The organism is Fluviicola sp. (genome assembly GCF_039596395.1).
In the GTDB taxonomy this organism is placed as follows: Bacteria; Bacteroidota; Bacteroidia; order Flavobacteriales_D; family Crocinitomicaceae; genus Fluviicola.
Genome location: NZ_JBCNJT010000002.1, coordinates 794,391 through 816,991, shown reverse-complemented (window position 1 = coordinate 816,991; position 22,601 = coordinate 794,391). Strand labels below are relative to the sequence as shown.

15 protein-coding genes are annotated in these 22,601 nt (G+C 42.2%); 8 read left to right on the top strand and 7 right to left on the bottom strand.

The window, feature by feature from the left end; all coding sequences use genetic code 11:
• Positions 1 to 38: 38 nt before the first annotated feature.
• From ABDW02_RS12430 to ABDW02_RS12420, 3 genes are all read right to left on the bottom strand, one after another.
• On the bottom strand, positions 39 to 440 hold the full coding sequence (locus ABDW02_RS12430; protein WP_343634881.1) for a hypothetical protein: 402 nt from the start codon (positions 438 to 440) through the stop codon (positions 39 to 41).
• 154 nt (positions 441 to 594) lie between these two features.
• The gene (locus ABDW02_RS12425; RefSeq protein ID WP_343634880.1) at positions 595 to 1,062 is read right to left on the bottom strand and encodes a DUF6495 family protein; all 468 of its coding nucleotides are present in this window, start codon (positions 1,060 to 1,062) and stop codon (positions 595 to 597) included.
• Between the two features lie 72 nt (positions 1,063 to 1,134).
• A complete protein-coding gene (locus ABDW02_RS12420; RefSeq protein WP_343634879.1) occupies positions 1,135 to 2,187 on the bottom strand; it encodes a hypothetical protein in 1,053 nt (350 codons plus the stop codon).
• Positions 2,188 to 2,274: 87 nt separating this feature from the next.
• Between ABDW02_RS12420 and ABDW02_RS12415 the strand changes: the two genes are divergently transcribed.
• Positions 2,275 to 3,426, top strand: a complete 1,152-nt coding sequence (locus tag ABDW02_RS12415; RefSeq protein WP_343634878.1) for a 1-deoxy-D-xylulose-5-phosphate reductoisomerase — start codon at positions 2,275 to 2,277, stop codon at positions 3,424 to 3,426.
• Here ABDW02_RS12415 and ABDW02_RS12410 read toward each other — a convergent pair.
• The 4 genes from ABDW02_RS12410 to ABDW02_RS12395 all read right to left on the bottom strand — a co-directional run bounded on the left by ABDW02_RS12410 (position 3,413) and on the right by ABDW02_RS12395 (position 7,731).
• Entirely contained in the window at positions 3,413 to 3,826 is a 414-nt protein-coding gene (locus ABDW02_RS12410; protein ID WP_343634877.1) for a YqaA family protein, read from the bottom strand. The two genes, ABDW02_RS12415 and ABDW02_RS12410, sit on opposite strands and share 14 nt — an antisense overlap.
• A gap of 71 nt (positions 3,827 to 3,897) precedes the next feature.
• Entirely contained in the window at positions 3,898 to 5,748 is a 1,851-nt protein-coding gene (locus tag ABDW02_RS12405; RefSeq protein WP_343634876.1) for a T9SS type A sorting domain-containing protein, read from the bottom strand.
• A gap of 73 nt (positions 5,749 to 5,821) precedes the next feature.
• A complete protein-coding gene (locus ABDW02_RS12400; RefSeq protein ID WP_343634875.1) occupies positions 5,822 to 6,613 on the bottom strand; it encodes a nitrilase-related carbon-nitrogen hydrolase in 792 nt (263 codons plus the stop codon).
• Positions 6,601 to 7,731 (bottom strand): methionine aminotransferase, encoded by a 1,131-nt coding sequence (locus tag ABDW02_RS12395; RefSeq protein WP_343634874.1) that lies wholly within the window; start codon positions 7,729 to 7,731, stop codon positions 6,601 to 6,603. Before ABDW02_RS12395 ends, ABDW02_RS12400 begins: the two co-directional genes overlap by 13 nt.
• A gap of 96 nt (positions 7,732 to 7,827) precedes the next feature.
• Here ABDW02_RS12395 and ABDW02_RS12390 point away from each other — a divergent pair, with 96 nt between their 5' ends.
• The 7 genes from ABDW02_RS12390 (at position 7,828) to ABDW02_RS12360 (ending at position 22,582) form a co-directional block, all read left to right on the top strand.
• Complete coding sequence (locus tag ABDW02_RS12390) at positions 7,828 to 8,082, top strand: hypothetical protein (protein ID WP_343634873.1); 255 nt, start codon at positions 7,828 to 7,830, stop codon at positions 8,080 to 8,082.
• A 194-nt stretch (positions 8,083 to 8,276) separates the two neighbouring features.
• The gene (gene gcvP, locus ABDW02_RS12385; RefSeq protein WP_343634872.1) at positions 8,277 to 11,108 is read left to right on the top strand and encodes an aminomethyl-transferring glycine dehydrogenase; all 2,832 of its coding nucleotides are present in this window, start codon (positions 8,277 to 8,279) and stop codon (positions 11,106 to 11,108) included.
• 85 nt (positions 11,109 to 11,193) lie between these two features.
• Positions 11,194 to 14,928: a hypothetical protein gene (locus ABDW02_RS12380; protein ID WP_343634871.1), complete on the top strand. Its 3,735-nt coding sequence runs from the start codon at positions 11,194 to 11,196 to the stop codon at positions 14,926 to 14,928.
• Positions 14,929 to 15,195: 267 nt separating this feature from the next.
• Complete coding sequence (locus ABDW02_RS12375; protein WP_343634870.1) at positions 15,196 to 15,942, top strand: LytTR family DNA-binding domain-containing protein; 747 nt, start codon at positions 15,196 to 15,198, stop codon at positions 15,940 to 15,942.
• 13 nt (positions 15,943 to 15,955) lie between these two features.
• Positions 15,956 to 17,905 carry a histidine kinase gene (locus tag ABDW02_RS12370; RefSeq protein WP_343634869.1) on the top strand — a complete coding sequence of 650 codons (1,950 nt, stop codon included), beginning with the start codon at positions 15,956 to 15,958 and terminating at the stop codon, positions 17,903 to 17,905.
• 139 nt (positions 17,906 to 18,044) lie between these two features.
• Positions 18,045 to 18,773: a hypothetical protein gene (locus tag ABDW02_RS12365; protein ID WP_343634868.1), complete on the top strand. Its 729-nt coding sequence runs from the start codon at positions 18,045 to 18,047 to the stop codon at positions 18,771 to 18,773.
• 290 nt (positions 18,774 to 19,063) lie between these two features.
• Positions 19,064 to 22,582, top strand: a complete 3,519-nt coding sequence (locus ABDW02_RS12360; RefSeq protein WP_343634867.1) for a T9SS type A sorting domain-containing protein — start codon at positions 19,064 to 19,066, stop codon at positions 22,580 to 22,582.
• Positions 22,583 to 22,601: the final 19 nt, after the last annotated feature.

Sequence of the window (22,601 nt, the reverse complement as noted above, 5' to 3'; positions counted from 1 at the left end):
GGGGCCGAAGCCCCTCATTGGTTATTGGTTTATATTGTTTATTTCGCCTTAAAGAAATGATCAATTTCTGAAATGCGCATAGTCATATCATCTCCTTCCACTTTCGTGATGTTGAAAATGATTGACTTCTTTTGGTTGGGACCGTAGAATAAAAATAAATCGATCTTATCGTCGTATTGGGTACTGAGCCATTTTCCCTCCATTTCAATAAAATCCGTCATGTTGTTCTGATCGTACCAACGTCCTTTAAAGGTTTCGTCGTCTTTCAGATCAAAATAAATGTTGTTGATCCCTAAGATCTTGTCTTTGTCGGGACCGAAACCGTCTACTTTAACAAGCGTCCACTTTTTTACCAGTCGATCGTCTATGTTAGAGTTTGAGCAAGCAGAAAGGACTAAAAAAAGCAGTCCGAATAGTAAGTAAGTAAAGCGATTCTTCATAATAATTAAGCCGGGGTGCTTGGGTAAAACTAAGCTTTCTGAGTAGAGTATCAACTACTTTTTATGTAGATTGTATTTAAGTAAATTTTGAGTGAGTAATTGTGCGATTTCACTGTGCAATTTACTTATGCTTTCCTAGTATTTCGTGAACATTCTAAAGAATTTCCTTCAGCGAATTCCAAAAACCGGCATCTGAAAGAACGGCTCCCTGTTCAATCAACCGGTGAATTTCCAGTTCGCGGGAATCGTTGTAATGCTTTTTGCTGGTAAAAAAGGAAAGATCACCGGGTGTTTTGGTCAGTGCTTCGTGAATTCCTTCCACGCTCGAAAGATCCACGACAGATCCGGGATTCTTCTGAATAGCGATCAATTCCTGCTCGTTTTCCCCGAAATGAAATACAATGCAGGAATCCGGGGCGCGGTGTTCGAGGAATTTTACCTTTTCATAAACGGTCTGCATGACCTGGTCGGAAAATAATTCAACCAGTTCCAGCGCTTTCTGTGGTTCTTCCTGGTTCAGTTTTGCCCATTCTTCCCCGTGAACGCCATTGATAATCAAAAAAGCTTTCAGGTCACCTTCCAGGTGCTGCAATTCTTCGTCGGATAAAACGCGGTATTTCATAATGCAAAAGTAGCATCTTTTTCAGTGTGAATAGGCAGAAAACGGGTGTTTCGTTTCACATTCAAACGCTTGCTACCAATAAGTGTACTCAAATTTTGTTTTACTTTTATCCTGGTAAGTAACTTCCCGGATCAGGTTCTTTTCCGAATAAACGGAAAGGGTAGTAATGGGAGATTTGTCTGTTTTCTTATAATAGTCAACGCGTTTCACAATATTTCCGTTAACATCCTTTTCTTCGATCAATTTATAGCTTCGTTTTCCTTTTTTGGAATACCCTTCGAACACGTCTTTTTCCTTTGAATAGGTATTGTGATTCACCAAAATGGTATCGTGGAGGAAGCGTTTGTATTCGGTGAGCACGGAATCCTTGCTAAAGGAAGTTTCCTGCAAATAGTCTTTTCCGTCTTCAATTGTCCGCATATAACTGCTGTAGGAGCCATCGTTATTCGAATCGAAGTATTGGCATTGAGTGATTTCTTCGACTTTTGTTTCCTGGATCTTTCCTTTCTCGTCGCAGCTGTAAGTCCAGCGCTTTTTTAATTCACCGTTGATCACATACCGGGATTCCACAGTCTTTTTCGACAACTGATCGTAGTCGGTTTCCAGCCGGTAAGTCTTCTCTTTCTTCCCGTATAGTTTCTTTTCCACCAGGGAAGTCTGTTGGCCGTTGAAATACCCGTAGTTGGTTTCGGAGGTTAATTTTCCATCCTCAAAAGACTGCGTTTTTGTAATCCGCGATTGTGAATCATAGGAAATTTTGGTTTTGTATGCGTGCTTCTTCGTGGTACGGTTTACTTCACGTAATAATGTATCTGCGAATGTGTAATCGACTACATCGCCTGTTGTTTTCATTTGGATGAGTCTCCCGGAGGTATCGTATCTGCGTTCGTACCACTCTTTTTGCTTGCCTTTTTGATTCACCCGGTATGCTTTTACCGTACTTACATGATGTTGCTTCAGAATTTCCGGTTTTGCGCCGTAGTAAATGTTCTGCTGGAAAGCATTTCCAAATTCATACCTGGCTCCCCAACGGAGATAATTCAACATATAATCGTCTGAATGCGGGCGAAACGCGGCAAACGAAATTCCGGGTAATAAGAACAATAAGAGCAGTAATTTATTCATGAGGCATTATTTTAGGTTTGTGTTTAATAAGTTGAAATGCAGCTTTGGTTACAGCACAAATCTGACTAAAATAGGTATTTTTGTTACATGCAGAAAAAAGGTGTTGCTATTCTCGGTTCTACAGGTTCGATCGGAACGCAGACTTTGGAAGTCATCCGGGCTTATCCGGATAAGTTTGACCTGCAAGTTATTACTGCCCAATCCAATGCACCCTTATTGATCGAACAGGCAAAGCTTTTTCAGCCCAATGCGGTTGTGATCAGCGATGAAAGCAAATACCAGGAAGTAAAGGACGCCCTTTTTTCGGAAGATATTCATGTGTATGCCGGAAACCAGGCGCTTTGCCAGGTGGTTGAATTCAATGAAATACAGATCGTATTGACTGCTTTGGTAGGTTATGCCGGCCTTCGTCCTACACTTGCTGCTATCGAAGCAGGCAAGGACATTGCTTTGGCAAACAAGGAAACGCTGGTAGTTGCCGGAGAATTGGTTACTGCCCGTGCCCGTGCGAAGGGAGTTAACATTTACCCGGTTGACTCGGAACATTCAGCTATTTTTCAATGTTTGGTCGGGGAATTCCACAATCCGGTGGAGAAAGTATACCTGACAGCATCGGGCGGACCATTCCGTGGCTGGAAAGCAGATGCTTTGAAATCGGTGACACCTGCACAGGCATTGAAACACCCGAATTGGTCGATGGGAGCGAAGATTACTATTGATTCCGCTTCGATGATGAATAAAGGGCTGGAAGTGATTGAAGCAAAATGGTTGTTTGGTTTGAAGAACGAACAAATCGACGTGATCGTTCATCCGCAATCGGTAGTGCATTCCCTGGTGCAGTTCCAGGATGGCAGCCTGAAAGCACAAATGGGCCTTCCGGATATGAAATTGCCTATCCAGTTTGCTCTAACTTACCCGGAACGTTTCAAAACCGATTTTCCGCGTTTCAATTTCCTGGATTATCCGCAGCTTACATTTGAAAAGGCTGATCCGGAAACGTTCAGGAACCTGCAATTGGCTTATGATGTTTTGGAAAAAGGCGGAACAGCAGCTTGTGCACTGAATGCTGCCAACGAAATTTCGGTCCAACTTTTCCTGGAAGAAAAAATCGGCTTCCTGGATATTGCACGGATCAATGAGCAAGTGATGTTGCAAACTCCATTCATTGCTGCACCGGGTTATGAAGATTACGTGGAAACGGACCGCATTGCGCGGGAAATTGTCCTTAAGCAAGTGTAAGGTAGGTCCAGAAGATGACCAGGTAACGCGCAATTTTCCCTGCACTCATCAAGGCCATGGTTTTCCAAAACGACACCCGGTAAATTCCCAGTAGAACGAGTAAAGGATCCCCGATAACGGGAAGCCAGGAAAGAAGTGCGGTCCAGAAGCCATAACGCTGTACCAGGTATTCACTTCGCATCAGATGTTTTTTACCGAGCATTTTTCTGCCGTAATAACCGAGCAGGTAGTTGGTGCTTCCTCCCAGGCAATTTCCCAAACTGGCAACCAGTAAAACGGAAACGGGAGAATAATTCCCGGAATTCAGGAAGAATAATAACGTAGCCTCTGAAGGGAACGGAAGGATGGTTGATGCCAGAAAGCACATCCCGAACAAACCTATCAAACCCCATTCGACCATGCTGCAAATTTACTGAAACAAAAAATGGGGATCCACCGCAGTGAACCCCCATTTTCATTCTTTATCAAGAATTATTTCTTAACGATACGTTTTGTTGTTGTTTCGTTACCAACTTTCAATGTTACGTTGTAGATTCCAGCCTGGAAGCTAGTACCATCGATAGCGATAGTTTGAGAACCAGCAGCCATTTGAGATGCAGGAACTGTAGCAACTGTACGTCCGGAAAGATCTGTAACAACAGCAGAAACGCTAGCGTCAGCTTTCAAGTCGAACTTCACTTCAGTTGTTCCAACGAATGGGTTAGGGTAAACCGATACGTTACTTGCAGAAGTGAATTCTTTGATTCCTGTGTAATCGTTGAAATCCAAACGAACAACCGGAGCTTCAACTTTATCTCCGTCAGAAGCTAAACCGATAGCACTAATTCCACCGTCGTTGTAACCCATTGTGTTACCAGCGATAATTTTACCAGCGAATGCGATTGGAACTTCAGCGCCGTTGTATGAACCAGCTGTTACAAGGTAAAGACCTCCGGAAGTTAATTGCGGAAGATCAGGGAAGTAACACATAATCAATTTTCCGAAGTCTGCAGCAACGATCTCATGATCTTCTTCAGATCTGGAGATATAATCAAATGATTCAGAAGTTGCATTCCACTTATAGATAGAAGCATATACAGATAAACCGATGTAATCATCTTGTTGAGAAGGACTTACGTTTCCGATTCCGATTTGAACCGCACCTACATTGTCGTTAGCGAAAATTTCGAACAAAGTTCCGATTTGAGGATCTCCCGTTTGAGTAGCCCATCCGTTGAAGCTTCCTGTAATTGAGTTAGGACCTGTGTATGTATCAACTGCATAGATATTGTTTGAAACTGCAAATGGTGTAGTGATTGTATCATCGATACCGAAATCAAGGATACTATCGGACAATACAGTGTATTTGAAGTTGTATGTTCCAACAGTTGAAGGAATTGTGAATCCGTTTGCGAAAGAAATATCAAGGGAATCATCTGCGAAAGGAGCGATGTCTGCCTGAGTACTTGTTGCAGTGAATGCTCCTGAAGTTACATTGAAGCTGATTGGTTGTGTTGCAGAACCAACGTTTTCGATTTCAGCACCAAATGAAGTTTTTCCAGCAGTTGCTGCTTGAGTAGCCGGCATAATTGTAGCTGTCAGGTTTTGAGTCCCGTAAGCATAATATGCATCTGTCAATTTGATATTGTTTTCGTACCCTTCAATAACCTCGAAGTTGTCGATTGCCCAACCATATCCACTACCGAAGTTGTCATCAGCAGTCAAAGACTCCCAACGAACACGGATTTTTCCTTGAGTTACCCCAGGACCGATTAAGAAATCTGTCGTTAAAACATTTCTTAAAGTTGGACCGTTTCCAACAGCATCTGTATTTACTTGTTTGGAAAGCGTCCAGGTAGCACCGTTATCCGTACTTACTTCAACGTATAGTGCATCGTGGTTGAAACGACGGTAAATCTGGTTGAAGCTTACAGAGATAACTTCTGATGCAGACAAATCAATAGTTGGTGTTTGCATCCAGGCATTTTGGATTCCAACCGGCCCTGAAAGAAGGTATTGAATACCGTCAAAAAACGCCATCGGTGCAGTTAAACCTGTTGTTGTACCTGTAATATATTGTGTAAAGTTTGCAGGATATGCTCCGATTTGGAAAGCACCTTGTACACCTGTACCGGCATTACCCATAGTCCAATCTGAGGCAGTGGAAAAATCACTTGACCAGATCACATCTCCTCCATTTTTTTCATCAGAACCATTAGCCAACACTGATTTTGACGTTGTAATTTTTAATGGTTTCTTTTGAACGAAGCTTTTGCTTACCTGTGCCGAGGAAATACCAGCAACAAATAAAGCCGAAGCTAAAAGTGTAATTTGTTTTTTCATGTTTTCTTTAATTTACGAAGTTCTAAATTTAATTATTTGACCCATAAAAGGCCTGTTTATTTATTAAACGGTACTAATTACGAAATGAACGGTAATTACTGTCCCTCAAAAAGGGTAATTTCTCCCGCAATTGGACCATTTCATGGTAACTAATACTCTGTGTAATGACGCCTTCAGAGTGCAAAAGGTTGGAAATTTCTTCACCGAGAAGGTTAAATAATTTACTTTGCCCATTGTAAGACAAGCCGGAATGATCGTCGCCGACGCGATTCAAACCGGCAACATAGCATTGATTTTCAATAGCCCTTGCCGGAAGCAATGTCGACCAGTGATGAATTCTTCTCTCCGGCCAGTTTGCTACGTAAAGTAAGAGGTCGTAAACCGGTTGGCCGTCGATTTCCCCGTTCCGGATGTTTTCCGGGAAACGCAGGTCGTAACAAATCTGTAAATTGATCTTCCAGCCCAGATAATTCACGATCACTTCTTTTGAACCCGCGGTAAAATGAACGGATTCTTCGGCCATTCCGAAAAGTTTCCGTTTGTCATAACAGGTAATTGTTCCGTTCGGTTCTGCGAATACACCGCGGTTGTAATACTTTCCTTCCTCTTCTATAATAAGCGAAGTGTAGAATGCGGCATTCTTTTCACGGGCTTGCTGCTTCAACCAGGAAATACTAAGACTGTTTTCCATTTTTTCGGCCAGCTTTTCCGCATTCATGGAGAATCCTGTCTGGAACATTTCGGGCAGAAGTACCAGGTCTGTGTCCGAAACGGATTTCAACAAATCTTCGTAATGGCTTAAATTGGCCGCTTTGTCTTCCCAAAGTTGATTGGCCTGTACAAACGTTATTCTCAGATCTTGCATAATCTTTCTGCTGCTTGAATAAGGGTTTCATCCGTTTTTGCAAAACAGAACCGGATGGTATGATAATCGTTTAATTCTTCGTAGAACACGGAAAGCGGGATTGCCGCCACTCCGATTTCTTTCACCAGCCATTCACAAAACGAAACATCCGGAAGATCGGAAATCGCGTTGTATCTCACCGTTTGAAAATAAGTTCCCTCACTTGGAAGGAATTCAAACTTGCTTTTGGCCATCAACGCTTTAAAACGGTCACGCTTGTCCTGGTAAAAGCTTCCCAGTGTGGTTACATCCGTGGAAGAGATATAATCTGCCAGTGTTTTTTGTGCCACGCTATTCACGGAGAACACCAAATATTGATGCACTTTTTTGATTTCCTTCAGAATGTATTCCGGGGCTATTATGTATCCGACTTTCCAACCGGTCAGGTGAAATGTTTTCCCGAAAGAAGAAACAATAACGCTTCTGTTTCGCAAAATTTCATGATGATGTGCGGAAAAGTGCTTTTTTTCAAAAGTGATGAATTCATACACCTCATCCGAACACAAAATCAGGTTCGGATGATCCGTCATTAACTGTACCAGCGCATCAAAATCTTGCTGGTCCATCATTTTCCCCGATGGATTGTGCGGGTTATTAATTATCAGGATGCGCGTTTTCTGATTCACCGTTTGACGGAGTTCGCGCCAGTTGATGGTGAAATCTTCCCGCATAGGAATGTGAATTGCTTTTCCGCCGGCCAAATGCACCGCCGGGCTATAACAATCGTAAGCCGGGTCCAGGATTACTACTTCGTCTCCGGGATGAACCAATGCCTGGATCGTGGTAAAAATTCCCTGGGTGGCCCCGGATGTTACCAAAATCTCGGTCGACGGATTTACTTCCCGGTTATAAACACGGTGTATCATTTGAGCAATTCCTTCCAGTAAAACAGGAAGACCGGCCATCGGAGCATATTGATGTACATTCTCTTTACTGTTCTTCGCCAATAACTCCTCGATCATCGGATCAATCGGGAAATTCGGAAAACCCTGAGACAGGTTAATGGCCTGGTACTGATTGGCCATTTGGCTCATAGTCGTAAAGATGGTGGTTCCTACTTTTGGAAGTTTTGTCTGCATGGATTACATTTGTTTGCAATAGCAAAGTAAATCATTCCTGCATTATATGGTATGCAAACACGCATATTTAACGGGAATTCACTTAAAATGAACTTGATGAAACTCCGTTTTTTAGCTTTCCCGGTATTTTTTAGCCTTTTAATTACTTCCTGCAGCGAAGATTCCATTTGTGACTGTATTCGGGCAAGTGATGAGCTGACTGCAAAATACGATCAGTTGCGCACCAAAAAGCTCAGTGAAAAAGGACAAAAAGAAGTAAAAGAACTCATTCAAACCAAGAAGGCTAAATGCAAGGAATTTGAGCAAATGAGCGGCCCTGAAATGCTGGAAAGAAAGGCAAGCTGTAAGTAGGAAGCCACAATCACTTTCGACTGTATTTCAGCCGGGTTGCGGAATTGAATTCCATTCTTGAATGGCTACCGGAAGCTTCATTTTCGGCTTAACAAATATTCCCAAACTAAATCGAAATAACACAACGCGAAAATCGCTATCTTTGCAACCTGTTTACCAGTAAAGGTAGGCATCAAAAAAGAAGTGAAATTTTTATGAGTGCATTTTCATCCCGCCACATTGGCCCTGATTCAGCTGAGAAATCTGAGATGTTAGCTGCTATTGGTGTTAAATCAATCCAAGAATTAATCGATAAGACCATTCCTTCACACATCCGTTTATCGGGAGAATTGAAGATCGACAATGCGTTGAGCGAGCAAGAATATTTGCAGCACATCACCGCACTTGGAGCTCAAAATAAAGTATATAAATCCTTCATCGGTTTAGGATACAACGAAACAATCGTTCCTTCCGTGATTTTGCGTAACGTATTGGAGAATCCGGGATGGTACACGGCATATACTCCTTACCAGGCTGAAATTTCCCAGGGTCGTTTGGAGGCGCTGTTGAATTTCCAGACAATGGTGATGGAATTGTCGGGAATGGAAATCGCTAACGCATCTTTGTTGGACGAAGGAACAGCAGCATCCGAAGCAATGATCCTGTTCTGGAATTCACGTTCCCGCCAGGAAGCAAAAGACGGAGTGAATAAATTCTTCATTTCTCAAAATGCTTTCCCTCAGACAAAAGAAGTGGTATTGGGCCGCGCATTGAATCTGGGAATCGAATTGGTAGAAGGTGATGAAACGACTTTCACGAACGACGGAACGTATTTCGGTGCGATTCTTCAGTACCCGGATGTTCACGGAACTATTACGGATCTGGAAGGATTTATAGGAAGAAACCAGGGATTGCGCGTAGCAGTAGCTGCAGATATCCTGTCCCTTGTTTTGTTGAAATCTCCGGGTTCTCTGGGAGCTGATGTCGTATTCGGTTCTTCCCAGCGTTTTGGAGTTCCAATGGGTTACGGAGGACCTCACGCAGCATTTTTCGCAGCAAAAGACGAATACAAACGCGCCATGCCGGGCCGTATCATCGGTGTTTCGAAAGATGCGGATAACAACATGGCTTTGCGTATGGCTTTGCAAACGCGTGAGCAGCACATTAAAAGAGATAAAGCAACATCCAATATTTGTACGGCACAAGCCTTGTTGGCAGTAATGGCTTCCATGTATGCAGTATACCACGGTCCTGCGGGAATGAAAGAAATTGCAGAGCATGTGAATGCATTGGCAACTTCTACCGCTTTGGGATTGAAAGCAGCAGGAATCCAGGTTGGATCCGATTCTTTCTTTGATACTGTGTGGGTAAAAGGAGTAGACACGGCAAAAATCAAAGCTGCTGCTGAAGCAAAAGGAATGAACTTCCGCATCATCAATGAATCTGAATTGACGATCAGCTTCGGTGAGCCACATACAAAAGAAGATGTAGCAACCATTTTGAGCATTTTCGGAACGAGTGCAGTAACGGAAGAATCTTCCTTAAGCGCTTCGGTTTTGAGAACAGATGCCGTTTTCACACACGCAACATTCAATAAATATCATTCTGAATCCAAAATGATGCGTTATTTGAAGCGTTTGGAAAACAAAGATCTTTCATTGGTTCACTCCATGATTCCGCTTGGATCTTGTACCATGAAACTGAATGCAGCTTCCGAGTTGATTCCGATCACGAATCCTCAGTTCGCAAACATGCACCCGTTTGCTCCGGTGGAGCAGGCAGCAGGTTACCACGCGATGTTCCGTCAGCTGGAAAAAGATTTGTGTGAATCCACAGGATTTGCAGCCATGTCTTTGCAGCCGAATTCAGGAGCACAGGGAGAATATGCAGGATTGATGGTTATCAAGGCATACCACGAAAGCCGCGGCGACAAGCAACGTACAAAAATGATCATCCCTTCTTCGGCACACGGAACAAACCCGGCTTCTGCAGTCATGGCAGGAATGGAAGTGGTTGTAACAGGTTGTGACGAAAACGGGAACATCAACATCGAAGAATTAAGAACAGTTGCCAACCAAATCGGGAACGAATTGGCAGGTTTGATGGTTACTTATCCTTCCACACACGGAGTTTACGAAGAAGGTATCCGTGAAATTACGTCTATCATCCACGAAAACGGTGGACAAGTATACATGGACGGTGCAAACATGAACGCACAGGTCGGATTAACAAATCCGGGAAATATCGGTGCAGACGTTTGTCACCTGAACTTACACAAAACATTTGCGATTCCTCACGGAGGTGGTGGCCCTGGAATGGGACCGATCGGAGTGGCAGCGCATTTGGCTCCTTTCTTACCAAGCAACCCGGTTGTTGCAGCAGGAGGAAGCACGCCGATCCACGCAGTTTCCGCAGCACCTTACGGAAGTGCTTTGATCTTATTGATCTCTTACGGATACATCAAAATGCTGGGAGCCGACGGATTGCGTCAATCTACGGAAGCAGCTATTTTGAATGCCAACTACATTGCAGCGAAATTGAAAGGTCACTACGACGTATTGTACACCGGTAAAAACGGAACAGTAGCGCACGAAATGATCCTGGATTGCCGTGATTTCAAGAAAACAGCAGACGTAGAAGTTGCCGATATGGCAAAACGTTTGATCGACTTCGGATTCCACGCACCAACGGTATCATTCCCGGTTGCAGGAACTTTGATGGTTGAACCGACAGAATCGGAAGACAAGGAAGAACTTGACCGTTTCATCGAAGCGATGATCAAGATCCGTGCGGAGATCAAAGAAATCGAGAATGGTCACGCCGACAGAGAAAACAACTTGTTGAAGAACGCTCCGCACACAGCAGACTGTATCATCAACAAAGACTGGAATTACCCGTACTCTCCACAGGAAGCAGCTTACCCGGTTGCCTACCTGAAAGAATGGAAATACTGGGTTCCGGTACGTCGCGTAGACAACGCATACGGAGACAGAAACCTGATTTGTTCTTGTCCGAGCGTAGAGAGCTACATGCACGTGGAGGCTTAATTAAGAAAGCAATAAACGCTATAGAGAAATCCGTTCATCAGTTGATGGGCGGATTTTTGTATTTTTGCGGAATCAATTTAACCGTATGAACCGATTAGTATCATTAATATTTTTTTTCTTATTCTTTTCAAGTACAAGTTTTGCTCAGCCTGGAGCAAATGATCCGACATTTAATCCGACGGATATTGGTTTCGGGAATGGGGATGGTGCGAATAATGATATACAAGTTATTGTAAAACAGCAAGATGGTAAAACACTCATAGGAGGTCTTTTTACATTATATAATGGTGTCGCTAAGAATGGAATAGCAAGGTTGAATAATGATGGCACAATCGACACCTCATTTAATATAGGAACTGGATCAGACGGTTATATATATGCTTTGGCAATCCAACCTGATGGCAAGATCCTTATAGGAGGGTTATTTCACTTTTTTAATGGGATATCTAAATTCAACATCGCGCGTTTAAATTCTGACGGGACCCTTGATAATACATTTATAGCTACTACTAATACATCCGTAAGATCAATCGCCGTTCAATCAGATGGTAAGGTTCTTATAGGAGGAGAATTTGTGAATGTAAATAACACGAGTAAAAACAGGTTAGCCAGATTAAACGCAGATGGAACTTTGGATGCGACTTTTAACGTTGGATCTGGTACAAATAACATTGTAACCTCAATTTTTATTCAACCAGATGGAAAAATCCTTTTTGGAGGCGCATTTTCTAGTTATAATTCACTGGGCGTAAATCGCCTTGCTTGTTTAAATATTGATGGGACATTAGATAGTACTTTTGATATTGGTTCTGGACCAAATGATGTTGTGAATGCAATAGATTTACAACCAGACGGAAAAATTTTCGTAGTAGGGAATTTTAGTTCTTACAATGGTACAACCGCTCAAAAAATTGCAAGACTAAATACAAATGGGACTCTCGATGGAACCTTTTCCTCCGCTTCCGGAGCGAATGATGATATTTTATCAATAGACATTCAACTTGACGGAAAGATCTTAGTGGGAGGTGATTTTACTATATATCAGAATTTCGTAGTGCCACAACTTGCACGATTGAACGGGGACGGCACCTTTGATAGTTCATTTGGTTTAAGCGGAATAACTATTGCCACAAGTGGTATTCAGGTTAAATCAATTGTAGTGCAAACCGATGGGAAGATTTTAGCAGGAGGTGACTTGCCGGTTGTTGCGGGATTTAGCTCAAATCAAATTATTCGTTTGAATTCAAATGGCTCAAATGATAATTCATTCAATGTAGGAGGAGGAGCAAACGATGAGATTTTAACAACAGCATTACAACCAGATGGGAAAATCTTAATAGGAGGTTATTTTTCATGGTATAATGAAAGCTTTAAAAAGTATTTGGCCAGATTAAATGCAAATGGAACAGTTGATACTTCCTTTAATGCATCAGCATCTTTCAGCGACATTGTAAGTTCAATACTTGTTCAGCCAGATGGAAAAATACTAGTTGGGGGATGGTTTCAAGTTTATGATGGAGATTCTGTTCGCAGACTTGTTCGTTTAAATTCTAATGGAACCCGCGACATGAGTTTTAATACCGGCACAGGATTTAATTCATCTATTTATACCATGACATTACAACCGGATGGAAAAATATTAGTTGGGGGTTATTTCACTAATTATAATGGGGTTACAGTAGGGCGCATTACTAGACTAAATACAAACGGAACAATTGATAATTCTTTTAACTGTACATCATTGGCTAATGGAGGAGTAAATTCAATAGGATTGCAATCAGACGGAAAAATTCTGGTTGGCGGAACTTTTGGAACATATTATGGTTCAGCCACGAATAAAATTATTCGTTTAAATTCGGACGGAACAATAGATTTATCTTTCAATGTCGGTAATGGGTTTAATGCCGAGGTGAGCTCAATACTAGTTCAACCCGATGATAAGATATTGGTCGGAGGATGGTTTACCTCATATAGCAACGGTAATTCAACAAATAAATTAACTCGGTTGAATACGGATGGGTCAAGAGATTTGACTTTTAATGTGGCATCAGGAGCGAATAATACTATTCTTTCAATAGGGCTAGAACCAAATGGTAAAATTATTATAGGTGGTACTTTTCAAACCTTTAATGGAATTCCATCTAACGGAATTGCGCGTTTAGAAAGCGATGGGTCTTATGATCCTTCTTTTTCTATTGGTAATGGATTCATAAGTGCCAATCAGTATCAACGTATCAATTCAATCATCCTCCAACCTGATGGGAAGAAAATTTTGGCAGCAGGTGAGTTTATGCAGTATGATGGGTTTGGAAACAATCGAATCGCCAGAATATTGAATTGTGTTCAAACATTTGGTACCCAAACTGTTTCTGCATGTGGACCGTACACCTGGATGGATGGAGTCACATATACTCAATCAAATAATACAGCTACATTTAACTTATTGAATTCAACCGGTTGTGATTCAATTATCACACTGAATCTTACAATACTTGCAGATTCCGTTATTGATAATCAAACTGCATGTACATCATATACATGGATAGACGGAAACTCCTATTATGCTTCAACAGATACACCGACAGTAGTGCTGCAAAATGCATTCGGCTGTGATTCGATCATCATACTTCACTTGACCATTCTATCCGATTCGGTGAACGATACCCAAGTAGCATGCAATTCTTTTACCTGGATTGACGGAAACACCTACTATTCCTCTACAAATACCCCAACATTTGTCTTGCAGAATGTAGCAGGTTGTGATTCGATTATAACATTACACCTTACTATCCTGAATTCCAGTTTGAGCACAGAAACTGAAAGTACCTGCGGTTCTTTCACCTGGCCGGTCAATGGTCAAACGTATACTTCATCCGGTCAATACATCGATACGATTCCAAACGCTGCTGGCTGTGATTCGATTATAACATTAGACCTTACGATTTTGAATTCCAGTTTGAGCACAGAAACTGAAAGTACCTGCGGTTCTTTCACTTGGCCGATTAACGGTCAAACGTTTACAGTTTCAGGGCAGTATATCGACACCATTCCGAACGCAGCAGGTTGCGATTCGGTTATCACTCTAGACCTGACCATCATTCCGTCTCTGCCTCTAACAATCGAAAATAGTTTTTCCGTGCCTTCAGACGCTAACACGTGTATAGGTGAAGTAGCAATTGACCTTTCCGGGAATGCCCCTTTCGAACTCGATTTCGACAACGGTTCACAAGTAATTACTTCGAATGGGTATTCTTTAGTAACAGGTTTATGCGCCGGAGTGCACGATCTGCATGTTACAAGCAACTGCGGAGACACACTTTCCACAACGGTCGTAATTCCGGTTGATTCGAATTTCGTATTCAACAACCCGTTTATCGATTCCCTGGCTCAGGATTCTTTGGGTGTCACATTGACGAACTGTGATATTTATTACGCTGGAATTGATACCGCGTACATCGATTCTATCTGGGCAAACGGAAATACCGTAAACGTAATCTGGAACATCGTGGATTCAAACGGTTCGAACTTCGACACGACGAGCTACGTATTGAACAACGGAAACGGTGTTTACTGGCTGCAATTGAGCGTATTCTGCCCGAATAAATCATTGGAAGAATTCTTCACGGTGACGGAAGCAATTTCCTTTTACAATGGCCACGCAGGAACTGCCGGTTTGACGGATATTTCAGACAATCTGTTCGAGATTTATCCGAATCCGGCTACCGACCAGGTCCACATCCACTTCTCCGGCCCGGAAGCTGAATTAACGGTTTATGATGCACAGGGGAAAGTGGTATTGAGAGAACATTCAAAACAATGAAACCATTTCCCTGCAAAACTTCGAACGCGGTATTTACCTGTTTGATTTTAAAAATGCGCAGGGACATAGCGTTCAACGCATTGTGAAGCAGTAGTGGTTATAACTAACTATTTTTCAGAATCCATGCATCGGCTGATGTGTGGATTCGTTATTTTAGGGATTGAGTGACCCAATGAATAGCATTTGTTAATGATTTATTGAAGATGTGTATGTCAGCAGCAGCAAGGATTTTTGTATTTTTGTTGTCTCCGTTTTTAACCTCCAGTAATGAAAATCTTAATCATAGACGACGAAAAAATGGCACGGGAAAATTGCCTGATGGTTTTGGCCCGAACCGGTATTGATAATCTGGTAATCCGTGAAGCGGATAGTGTATCGACTGCTTTGCAGGCAATAGACGAGTTTGATCCCGATCTGCTCCTGCTGGATATCCAGTTACACGACAAAACGGGATTTGACATCCTGGAAACGATTTCACCGCGTTATATTCCAACGATTTTCATCACTGCTTACAATGATTTTGCACTGAAAGCATTCCAGGTTTCCGCTTTGGATTACCTGCTGAAGCCTTTTGACCCTTCTGATCTGACGACTGCATTGCTGAAGGCACATAAGCGGATTCAGAATGATAAAATCCTGGAGCAATTGGACGTATTTCGTCAGCAGATTAAAAACACCGAGCCAAAACGCATTGTGCTGAATACTTCCGACATGCTGCACATTGTTGATGTGGAAGACATCACATACTGCCTGGCTGACGGAGCATACACCCATTTTTTCTTCACGAACCGGAAAGAGATCCTGGTTTCCAAAACCCTGGCTCATTTTGAAAGTGTGATCAGCAGCAACCAGTTCATCCGTACGCATCAGAGTTACCTGGTGAACATGCGCCATGTTACGCAATTCGACAAGCGGAACGGTGGATTCCTGATTCTTCCGAATGGAATTGAAATACCGGTTTCCACCCGTAAAAAAGAAGAAGTTTTAGCTCATTTTAAAGCAAACCACCTGTAATAATTTGAATTCCATGAATCCTTTCAAAAACGCTGATCGCTTGCAACTGGCGGGTCGTTCGGCTATTCTTGCTTTATTCTGCTGCCTGTTTACCGGTTTATCTCATGCACAGCCGGAAGACCTGTTGAAACAACTTCGCCGGCACAAGAAAGAAGATACGGTGAAAGCAAAACTGTATTATGAAATAGCCAGGAATAGTTTTGGCCTGGATACACGCTTGTACAAGGCATATACGGACAGTTCGTTTCAATTGGCTACCAAATTGAAGTTCGACCGGCAAATAGCATTGACACATGCCGCTTACGGATTCTATTATTCCCTGACCAACGAATGGGGAAAAACCATTGATCACCTGAAAAAATCAACAGCTATTTATAAAAAGCTGGGTGGAAATGAACTGTTAATCATAAAAAACCAAGCCTATTACACGAATTATTACAAGTTCATCGGAGATTATGATAAAGCATTGGACAACTGCTTGAAAATCCTGAGGTATTATGATAAGAACAACCTGAAACCTGAAAAAGCAGCATTACTCGGAGAGATAGGGATATTATTGGGTGACCTTAAACGCATAAAGGAAGCAGAAGTATATCACAGGAAATCCCTTGCACTTTTCAGGGAGTTAAAGAACGACATGGAAGTTTCCAGGCTACTCCTCAATCTGGGAGGATTGATGGCCGACCAGGACCGCTATGCGGAAGGAGAAGCTTATTTGAACGAGGCATTGGAAATACAAAAGAAATTAAAGGATGAAGAACGGATATTTGCGGCTAAAGTTGGGCTGGCTGCTATTTATAGTGAGACAAAAAGACCCCGGAAAGGCTTGCAGCTGGCCATTGAATGTGATGAATTCTATGAAAAATATGCGGACACATTACAGCTTGTAAGACTTTCCATGTTTAAGGCCATTGCATATAGAGAGTTAAAAGAATACGACCAGGCAATCGCAGGATTGGATTTGAGATACCCGTTAATTAAGGGAAATCCGAGGCACCTTGGGTTGGAATCCCTCGTGCAACGAGAATATTATTACGTCTATAAAGCGATGGGTAATACCGATATGGCATTGAAATACCTGGAAGGATCCAAGGCACTTTTTGAAGCGAACCAGGATGACGAGATCCAACGTGCCATTTCCCGTGCGCGTGAAGAATACGAAACAGAAAAAAAGCAGGCGGAAAACAACAGGCTTAAAAAGGAAAACGAGTTGAAAGACCTGCAGATCAGCCAGCGCAATTACCTGGTTTACGGATCGATCTTATTACTCGTTCTGATATGCCTGATTGCAATTATCGTAATCCGGAACAACCGGTTGAAGGCGGAAAAAGCCACCATGGAAATGGAACAGCGCTTGCTGCAAAGCCAGATGAACCCGCATTTTACGTTCAACGTATTGCATGCAATCCATACCTTCATGCTCCGGAAAGACACGGAAGAATCCGGGAAGCTGCTGACGTCCTTTGCGCGCCTGATGCGTGCTATTTTGCAGCATTCCTCCAAAGACTACATTCCATTATCCGATGAGTTGAATTGGTTAAAGGATTATATCCGTTTACAACAATTGCGTTTCTCCGACTCCTTCAGTTACACCATCGAGATCGATGAGCAATTATCTGCAGATAATGTATTATTGCCTCCGATGCTGATCCAGCCGTTCATCGAAAATGCGATCGAACATGGTTTTCCGGGGTTAAACAAACCGGGAGAATTACACATTTCCTACAAAAAGGCCGGTAAAGAACTGGAAATTCGCATCACCGATAATGGAAAAGGATTTTCAAAGGAAACTCTGGCGCGTGAGAAGAAGGGTCACGAATCCGTTGCTATTCAAATCACGGAAAAACGCATAAACCTGTTAAACAAAAAGCGAAAAGGAGATTTTAAATTCGAGATCAGTTCTGTGCCATTGCAGGGAACGACCGTCTTTTTCTCTATTCCATTCAGCACCCTTTTTGATTAAAGCCTCCCTTTTTCTATTGGTAGTGTCATACGCTTATTTGAAAAAAGGGCGCACTTATCAATTGCGGCCGTTCGGACACCAAAACGAGGCATTTTGCTACTTTTTGTTGGTTTACTTTTGCTGCAAACACAAAGGAATTATGAGATTAATTATGTTATCAATCGCTGCAGCAGGAGGATTATTACTGGGATCCTGTTCAGCTACACCACCTGTATCAATCAAAAAAGCAACAGAGTTTCAATTCGATGATCAGAAAATGACCGTTGACTTTAAAGCGAGTTCTGTTTTGGTAAACGAAGAAGAGCAGCAAACATTGATCGCACCGGAAGGTAAAATCTATGTAGTAGTTGACGTAAAAGGAGAGAACAGCAATTATTTCCTTTCGGTAAAAGAAGGAGATAAAGAAATTGAAGCAGTGGATTTCCTGGTTGCGGGTCCTTTCGTAAGAGATTTGGATTTGACTTCAAGCCCTGATAAAAGCGATTTATACCTATTGGATGTAAACGGAAAATATACGATCGAGATCAAATCGTTCGGAGATGCTTCTGCTACTTTGGAAATGGGAGCTTTGAAAGATGAAGCGACGGTAAAAGTAAGCGACCGCATGAAAGCATTCCTGAACGAATTTACGGAAGGCGGACGTATCCTGGAAGCAGCTAAGAAATATGTGAAAGAAGGTGTAAACCCTTACGATATTACTACTGAGAACGGTGAACCGATGCTTGGAGATCCGGCAACTCAGGGACTTGCAATCACTAACATCAAAGCAGACGGAACTTATGTATGTTCGGCAGAACTTTGGTACGACACGGTTGAAGTAACCTGGGATGGCGACAACATTTCCAAAATCGTTGTAACCGTTAAATAAGACACTCCTCAATAACCAATCCTACTTAAAAAAGGGCGCTCCTGTAACTCAAATTGAAGCCCGGATCCGTCTTCCGTCTGTCATAGGTCGGGAGACGGATTTTTTTGTTTGTAACACCTGTTTTTAAGCAGATAAAATCCCGATTTGGTTAAACATTCCATTATTTGGTAATTTACATATGAATTTTTAGCCGTTTATTTGTACTTTAAACTGCAACTTATCTGACACTTAAACTCCTGGAGTTCTAATTGTTCGATGATTAATTTATGGAAGAATCAATCTGAAAACACATGCTTAAAATTACCTGTCGCTTATTATTCCTGCTTTGTTTATTGAGCCCGTCAATGGGTTTTTCACAAGCTGCTGCTATTGATCCTACGTTCAGTATTGGAACAGGATTCAATGGCGAGATCAGGTCCATGGTGGCACAAACCGACGGTAAAATCATTTGCGTCGGACTTTTCACTTCATACAATGGAACAACTGCCAATAATATTATCCGTTTAAATCCGAACGGTAGTGTCGATTTAACATTCAATACCGGAGGTTCCGGTGCAAACCAGGGCATCAATGATGTGATCCTTCAGTCCGATGGCAAAATATTGATTGGAGGCCATTTTTCCACCTACAATGGTGTATCAAGAGTAAATATTGCCAGGCTGAATACGGATGGAACTTTAGATGCTTCCTTTAATGCCGGTACAGGATCATTGAGCTCAATGAGCTATGTGAATGCCATAAGATTGCAAACCGATGGAAAAATGGTGGTCGGCGGGTCATTTGATGACTTTAACGGCAATATGTATGTCCATAATATTATGAGATTGAACTCAAATGGATCTATTGATCTGACTTTTGGCAGCGTGAATATTCCCTATGGCTTTAATGGTGTGGTAACGGACTTAGTCGTAGATTTTTTTGGAAAGATTACGGCTGTTGGACAATTTACTTCTTACAATGTTGGTTCAACACAATATCCTTCGGTAAAAATTGCCCGGATAAATAGCAATGGCACATTTGATGCTACGTTTTCAACCGGTACGGGCATTACAGGAGATCCATACAATGTACAAATCACAAATGGTATTTATGTTAGCGGAGTCATTTCGAATTATAACGGCACGAATATTTCCGGGATAGTTAAACTAAACGACAATGGTTCTTTAGCAACCGGATTCAATCCGGGAACAGGAAATAGCGGGGTTCTTGCCGTGGCTTTTCAACCGAATGGTAAGATAATTGTCGGGGGACCTTTTGTTATATTTAATGGTGCGACACGGTATCGTATTGCACGATTGAACGCTGATGGAAGTATTGATGCAACGTTTAATCCAGGACCGGGATTTGATAATAATTATGTGATGTGCTTGCTTCGCCAGGCCGATGGCAAAATTATAGCTGGTGGAAATTTTACCAGTTACAATTCAAATCCAAAAAACAGAATCATCAGGTTACAATCCTGTGATACACCCCTGCAAAGAATTCAGGTTGTATCTGCATGTAATTCCTATACCTGGATCAATGGAACGACTTATACCTCTTCAACGAATGCACCGACTTACCTGATCCCGGGGGTTGGTAGTTGTGATTCACTGATTAAATTGAATTTGACAATCCACAATGCAACAACTGGTATCGATACCAGAACAGCCTGTAATGCCTATACGTGGATCAATGGAATTACCTATACTTCTTCCACAAATACTCCGACTTTCGTTTTACAAAACGCAGCAGGTTGTGACTCAACGGTTACCTTACATTTGACTATCCAATCAAATACCGGTATTGATGTTCGAACAGCTTGTAATTCCTATACCTGGATCAATGGAATTACGTACACTTCATCTACAAACACCCCAACTTTTGTGTTGCAAAACGCATCTGGTTGTGATTCGACAGTAACGCTTCATTTAACGATCAATCATTCCACAACCGGGACAGAGGTTCAAACCGCTTGCGATTCGTATACGTGGATTGACGGGAATACGTACACTTCATCTACAAACACTCCGACCTTTGTATTGCAAAATGCATCTGGTTGTGATTCGACAGTAACGCTTCATTTAACGATCAATCATTCCACAACCGGAACGGATGTTCAAACGGCGTGTGATTCGTATACGTGGATTGACGGGAATACGTACATTGCATCTACAAACACTCCGACCTTTGTATTGCAAAATGCATCTGGTTGTGATTCGATAGTAACGCTTCATTTAACGATCAATCATTCCACAACCGGGACAGAGGTTCAAACCGCTTGCGATTCGTATACGTGGATTGACGGGAATACGTACACTTCATCTACAAACACTCCGACCTTTGTATTGCAAAATGCATCTGGTTGTGATTCGACAGTAACGCTTCATTTAACGATCAATCATTCCACAACCGGAACAGATGTTCAAACGGCATGTGATTCATATACGTGGATTGACGGGAACACGTACACTTCATCCACAAACACTCCGGCTTTTGTGTTGCAAAATGCATCTGGTTGTGATTCGACAGTAACGCTTGATTTAACGATCAATCATTCCACAGCCGGAACGGATGTTCAAACGGCGTGTGATTCGTATACGTGGATTGACGGGAATACGTACATTGCATCTACAAACACTCCGACCTTTGTATTGCAAAATGCATCTGGTTGTGATTCGACAGTAACGCTCCATTTAACGATTAATCATTCTACAACCGGAACAGATGTTCAAACGGCGTGTGATTCGTATACGTGGATCGATGGGAATACCTATACTTCATCTACAAACACCCCGACTTTTGTGTTACAAAATGCATCTGGTTGCGATTCGATAGTAACGCTTCATTTAACGATCAATCATTCCACAGCCGGAACGGATGTTCAAACAGCGTGTGATTCGTATACGTGGATTGACGGGAATACGTACATTGCATCTACAAACACTCCAACCTTTGTATTGCAAAATGTGGCAGGTTGTGACTCAACGGTTACTTTACATTTGACCATTATACCGGCTCTTTCGTTTGCGGTTGAGAACATATTTGTTCTTCCTTCCGATGCAAACTCCTGCGTAGGAGAAGCAGCTATCGACCTTTCCGGAAATGCCCCTTTCGAACTGGATTTTGATAATGGTTCGCAAGTAATTACTTCGAATGGGTATTCTTTAGTAACCGGTTTATGCGCCGGAGTGCACGATCTGCATGTTACCAGCAATTGCGGAGATACACTTTCCACAACGGTCGTAATTCCGGTTGATTCTAATTACGTTTTCAACAATCCGTTTATCGATTCCCTGGCATTGGATTCTTTGGGAGTAACGATGACCAATTGCGATATCTTCTACAACTCCATTGATACTGCTTACATCGATTCTATCTGGGCAAACGGAAATACCGTAAACGTAATCTGGAACATCGTGGATTCAAACGGTTCGAACTTCGACACGGCGAGCTACGTATTGAACAATGGAAACGGTATTTACTGGCTGCAATTGAGCGTATTCTGCCCGAACAAATCGTTGGGAGAATTCTTCACGGTAACGGAAGCAATTTCCTTTTACAATGGCCACGCAGGAACTGCCGGTTTGACAGATATTTCAGACAATCTGTTCGAGATTTATCCGAATCCGGCTACCGACCTGGTCCACATCCACTTCTCCGGCCCGGAAGCTGAATTAACGGTTTACGATTCACAGGGAAAAGTGGTATTGAGAGACAACATTCAAAACAATGGAACCGTTTCCCTGCAAAACTTCGAACGCGGTGTTTACCTGTTTGATTTCAAAAACTCACAGGGGCATAACATTCAGCGCATCGTAAAACAATAATGAATAGCGAAATCATTGA

What these genes read in the sequence shown, in the direction of transcription:
- ABDW02_RS12390 (WP_343634873.1), top strand. Translation starts at nt 7,828, where the DNA reads ATGAAACTCCGTTTTTTAGCTTTCCCGGTATTTTTTAGCCTTTTAATT.
- ABDW02_RS12410 (WP_343634877.1), bottom strand. Translation starts at nt 3,826, where the DNA reads ATGGTCGAATGGGGTTTGATAGGTTTGTTCGGGATGTGCTTTCTGGCA.
- ABDW02_RS12365 (WP_343634868.1), top strand. Translation starts at nt 18,045, where the DNA reads ATGAGATTAATTATGTTATCAATCGCTGCAGCAGGAGGATTATTACTG.
- ABDW02_RS12375 (WP_343634870.1), top strand. Translation starts at nt 15,196, where the DNA reads ATGAAAATCTTAATCATAGACGACGAAAAAATGGCACGGGAAAATTGC.
- ABDW02_RS12360 (WP_343634867.1), top strand. Translation starts at nt 19,064, where the DNA reads ATGCTTAAAATTACCTGTCGCTTATTATTCCTGCTTTGTTTATTGAGC.
- ABDW02_RS12430 (WP_343634881.1), bottom strand. Translation starts at nt 440, where the DNA reads ATGAAGAATCGCTTTACTTACTTACTATTCGGACTGCTTTTTTTAGTC.
- ABDW02_RS12400 (WP_343634875.1), bottom strand. Translation starts at nt 6,613, where the DNA reads ATGCAAGATCTGAGAATAACGTTTGTACAGGCCAATCAACTTTGGGAA.
- gcvP (WP_343634872.1), top strand. Translation starts at nt 8,277, where the DNA reads ATGAGTGCATTTTCATCCCGCCACATTGGCCCTGATTCAGCTGAGAAA.
- ABDW02_RS12370 (WP_343634869.1), top strand. Translation starts at nt 15,956, where the DNA reads ATGAATCCTTTCAAAAACGCTGATCGCTTGCAACTGGCGGGTCGTTCG.
- ABDW02_RS12395 (WP_343634874.1), bottom strand. Translation starts at nt 7,731, where the DNA reads ATGCAGACAAAACTTCCAAAAGTAGGAACCACCATCTTTACGACTATG.
- ABDW02_RS12425 (WP_343634880.1), bottom strand. Translation starts at nt 1,062, where the DNA reads ATGAAATACCGCGTTTTATCCGACGAAGAATTGCAGCACCTGGAAGGT.
- ABDW02_RS12380 (WP_343634871.1), top strand. Translation starts at nt 11,194, where the DNA reads ATGAACCGATTAGTATCATTAATATTTTTTTTCTTATTCTTTTCAAGT.
- ABDW02_RS12420 (WP_343634879.1), bottom strand. Translation starts at nt 2,187, where the DNA reads ATGAATAAATTACTGCTCTTATTGTTCTTATTACCCGGAATTTCGTTT.
- ABDW02_RS12415 (WP_343634878.1), top strand. Translation starts at nt 2,275, where the DNA reads ATGCAGAAAAAAGGTGTTGCTATTCTCGGTTCTACAGGTTCGATCGGA.
- ABDW02_RS12405 (WP_343634876.1), bottom strand. Translation starts at nt 5,748, where the DNA reads ATGAAAAAACAAATTACACTTTTAGCTTCGGCTTTATTTGTTGCTGGT.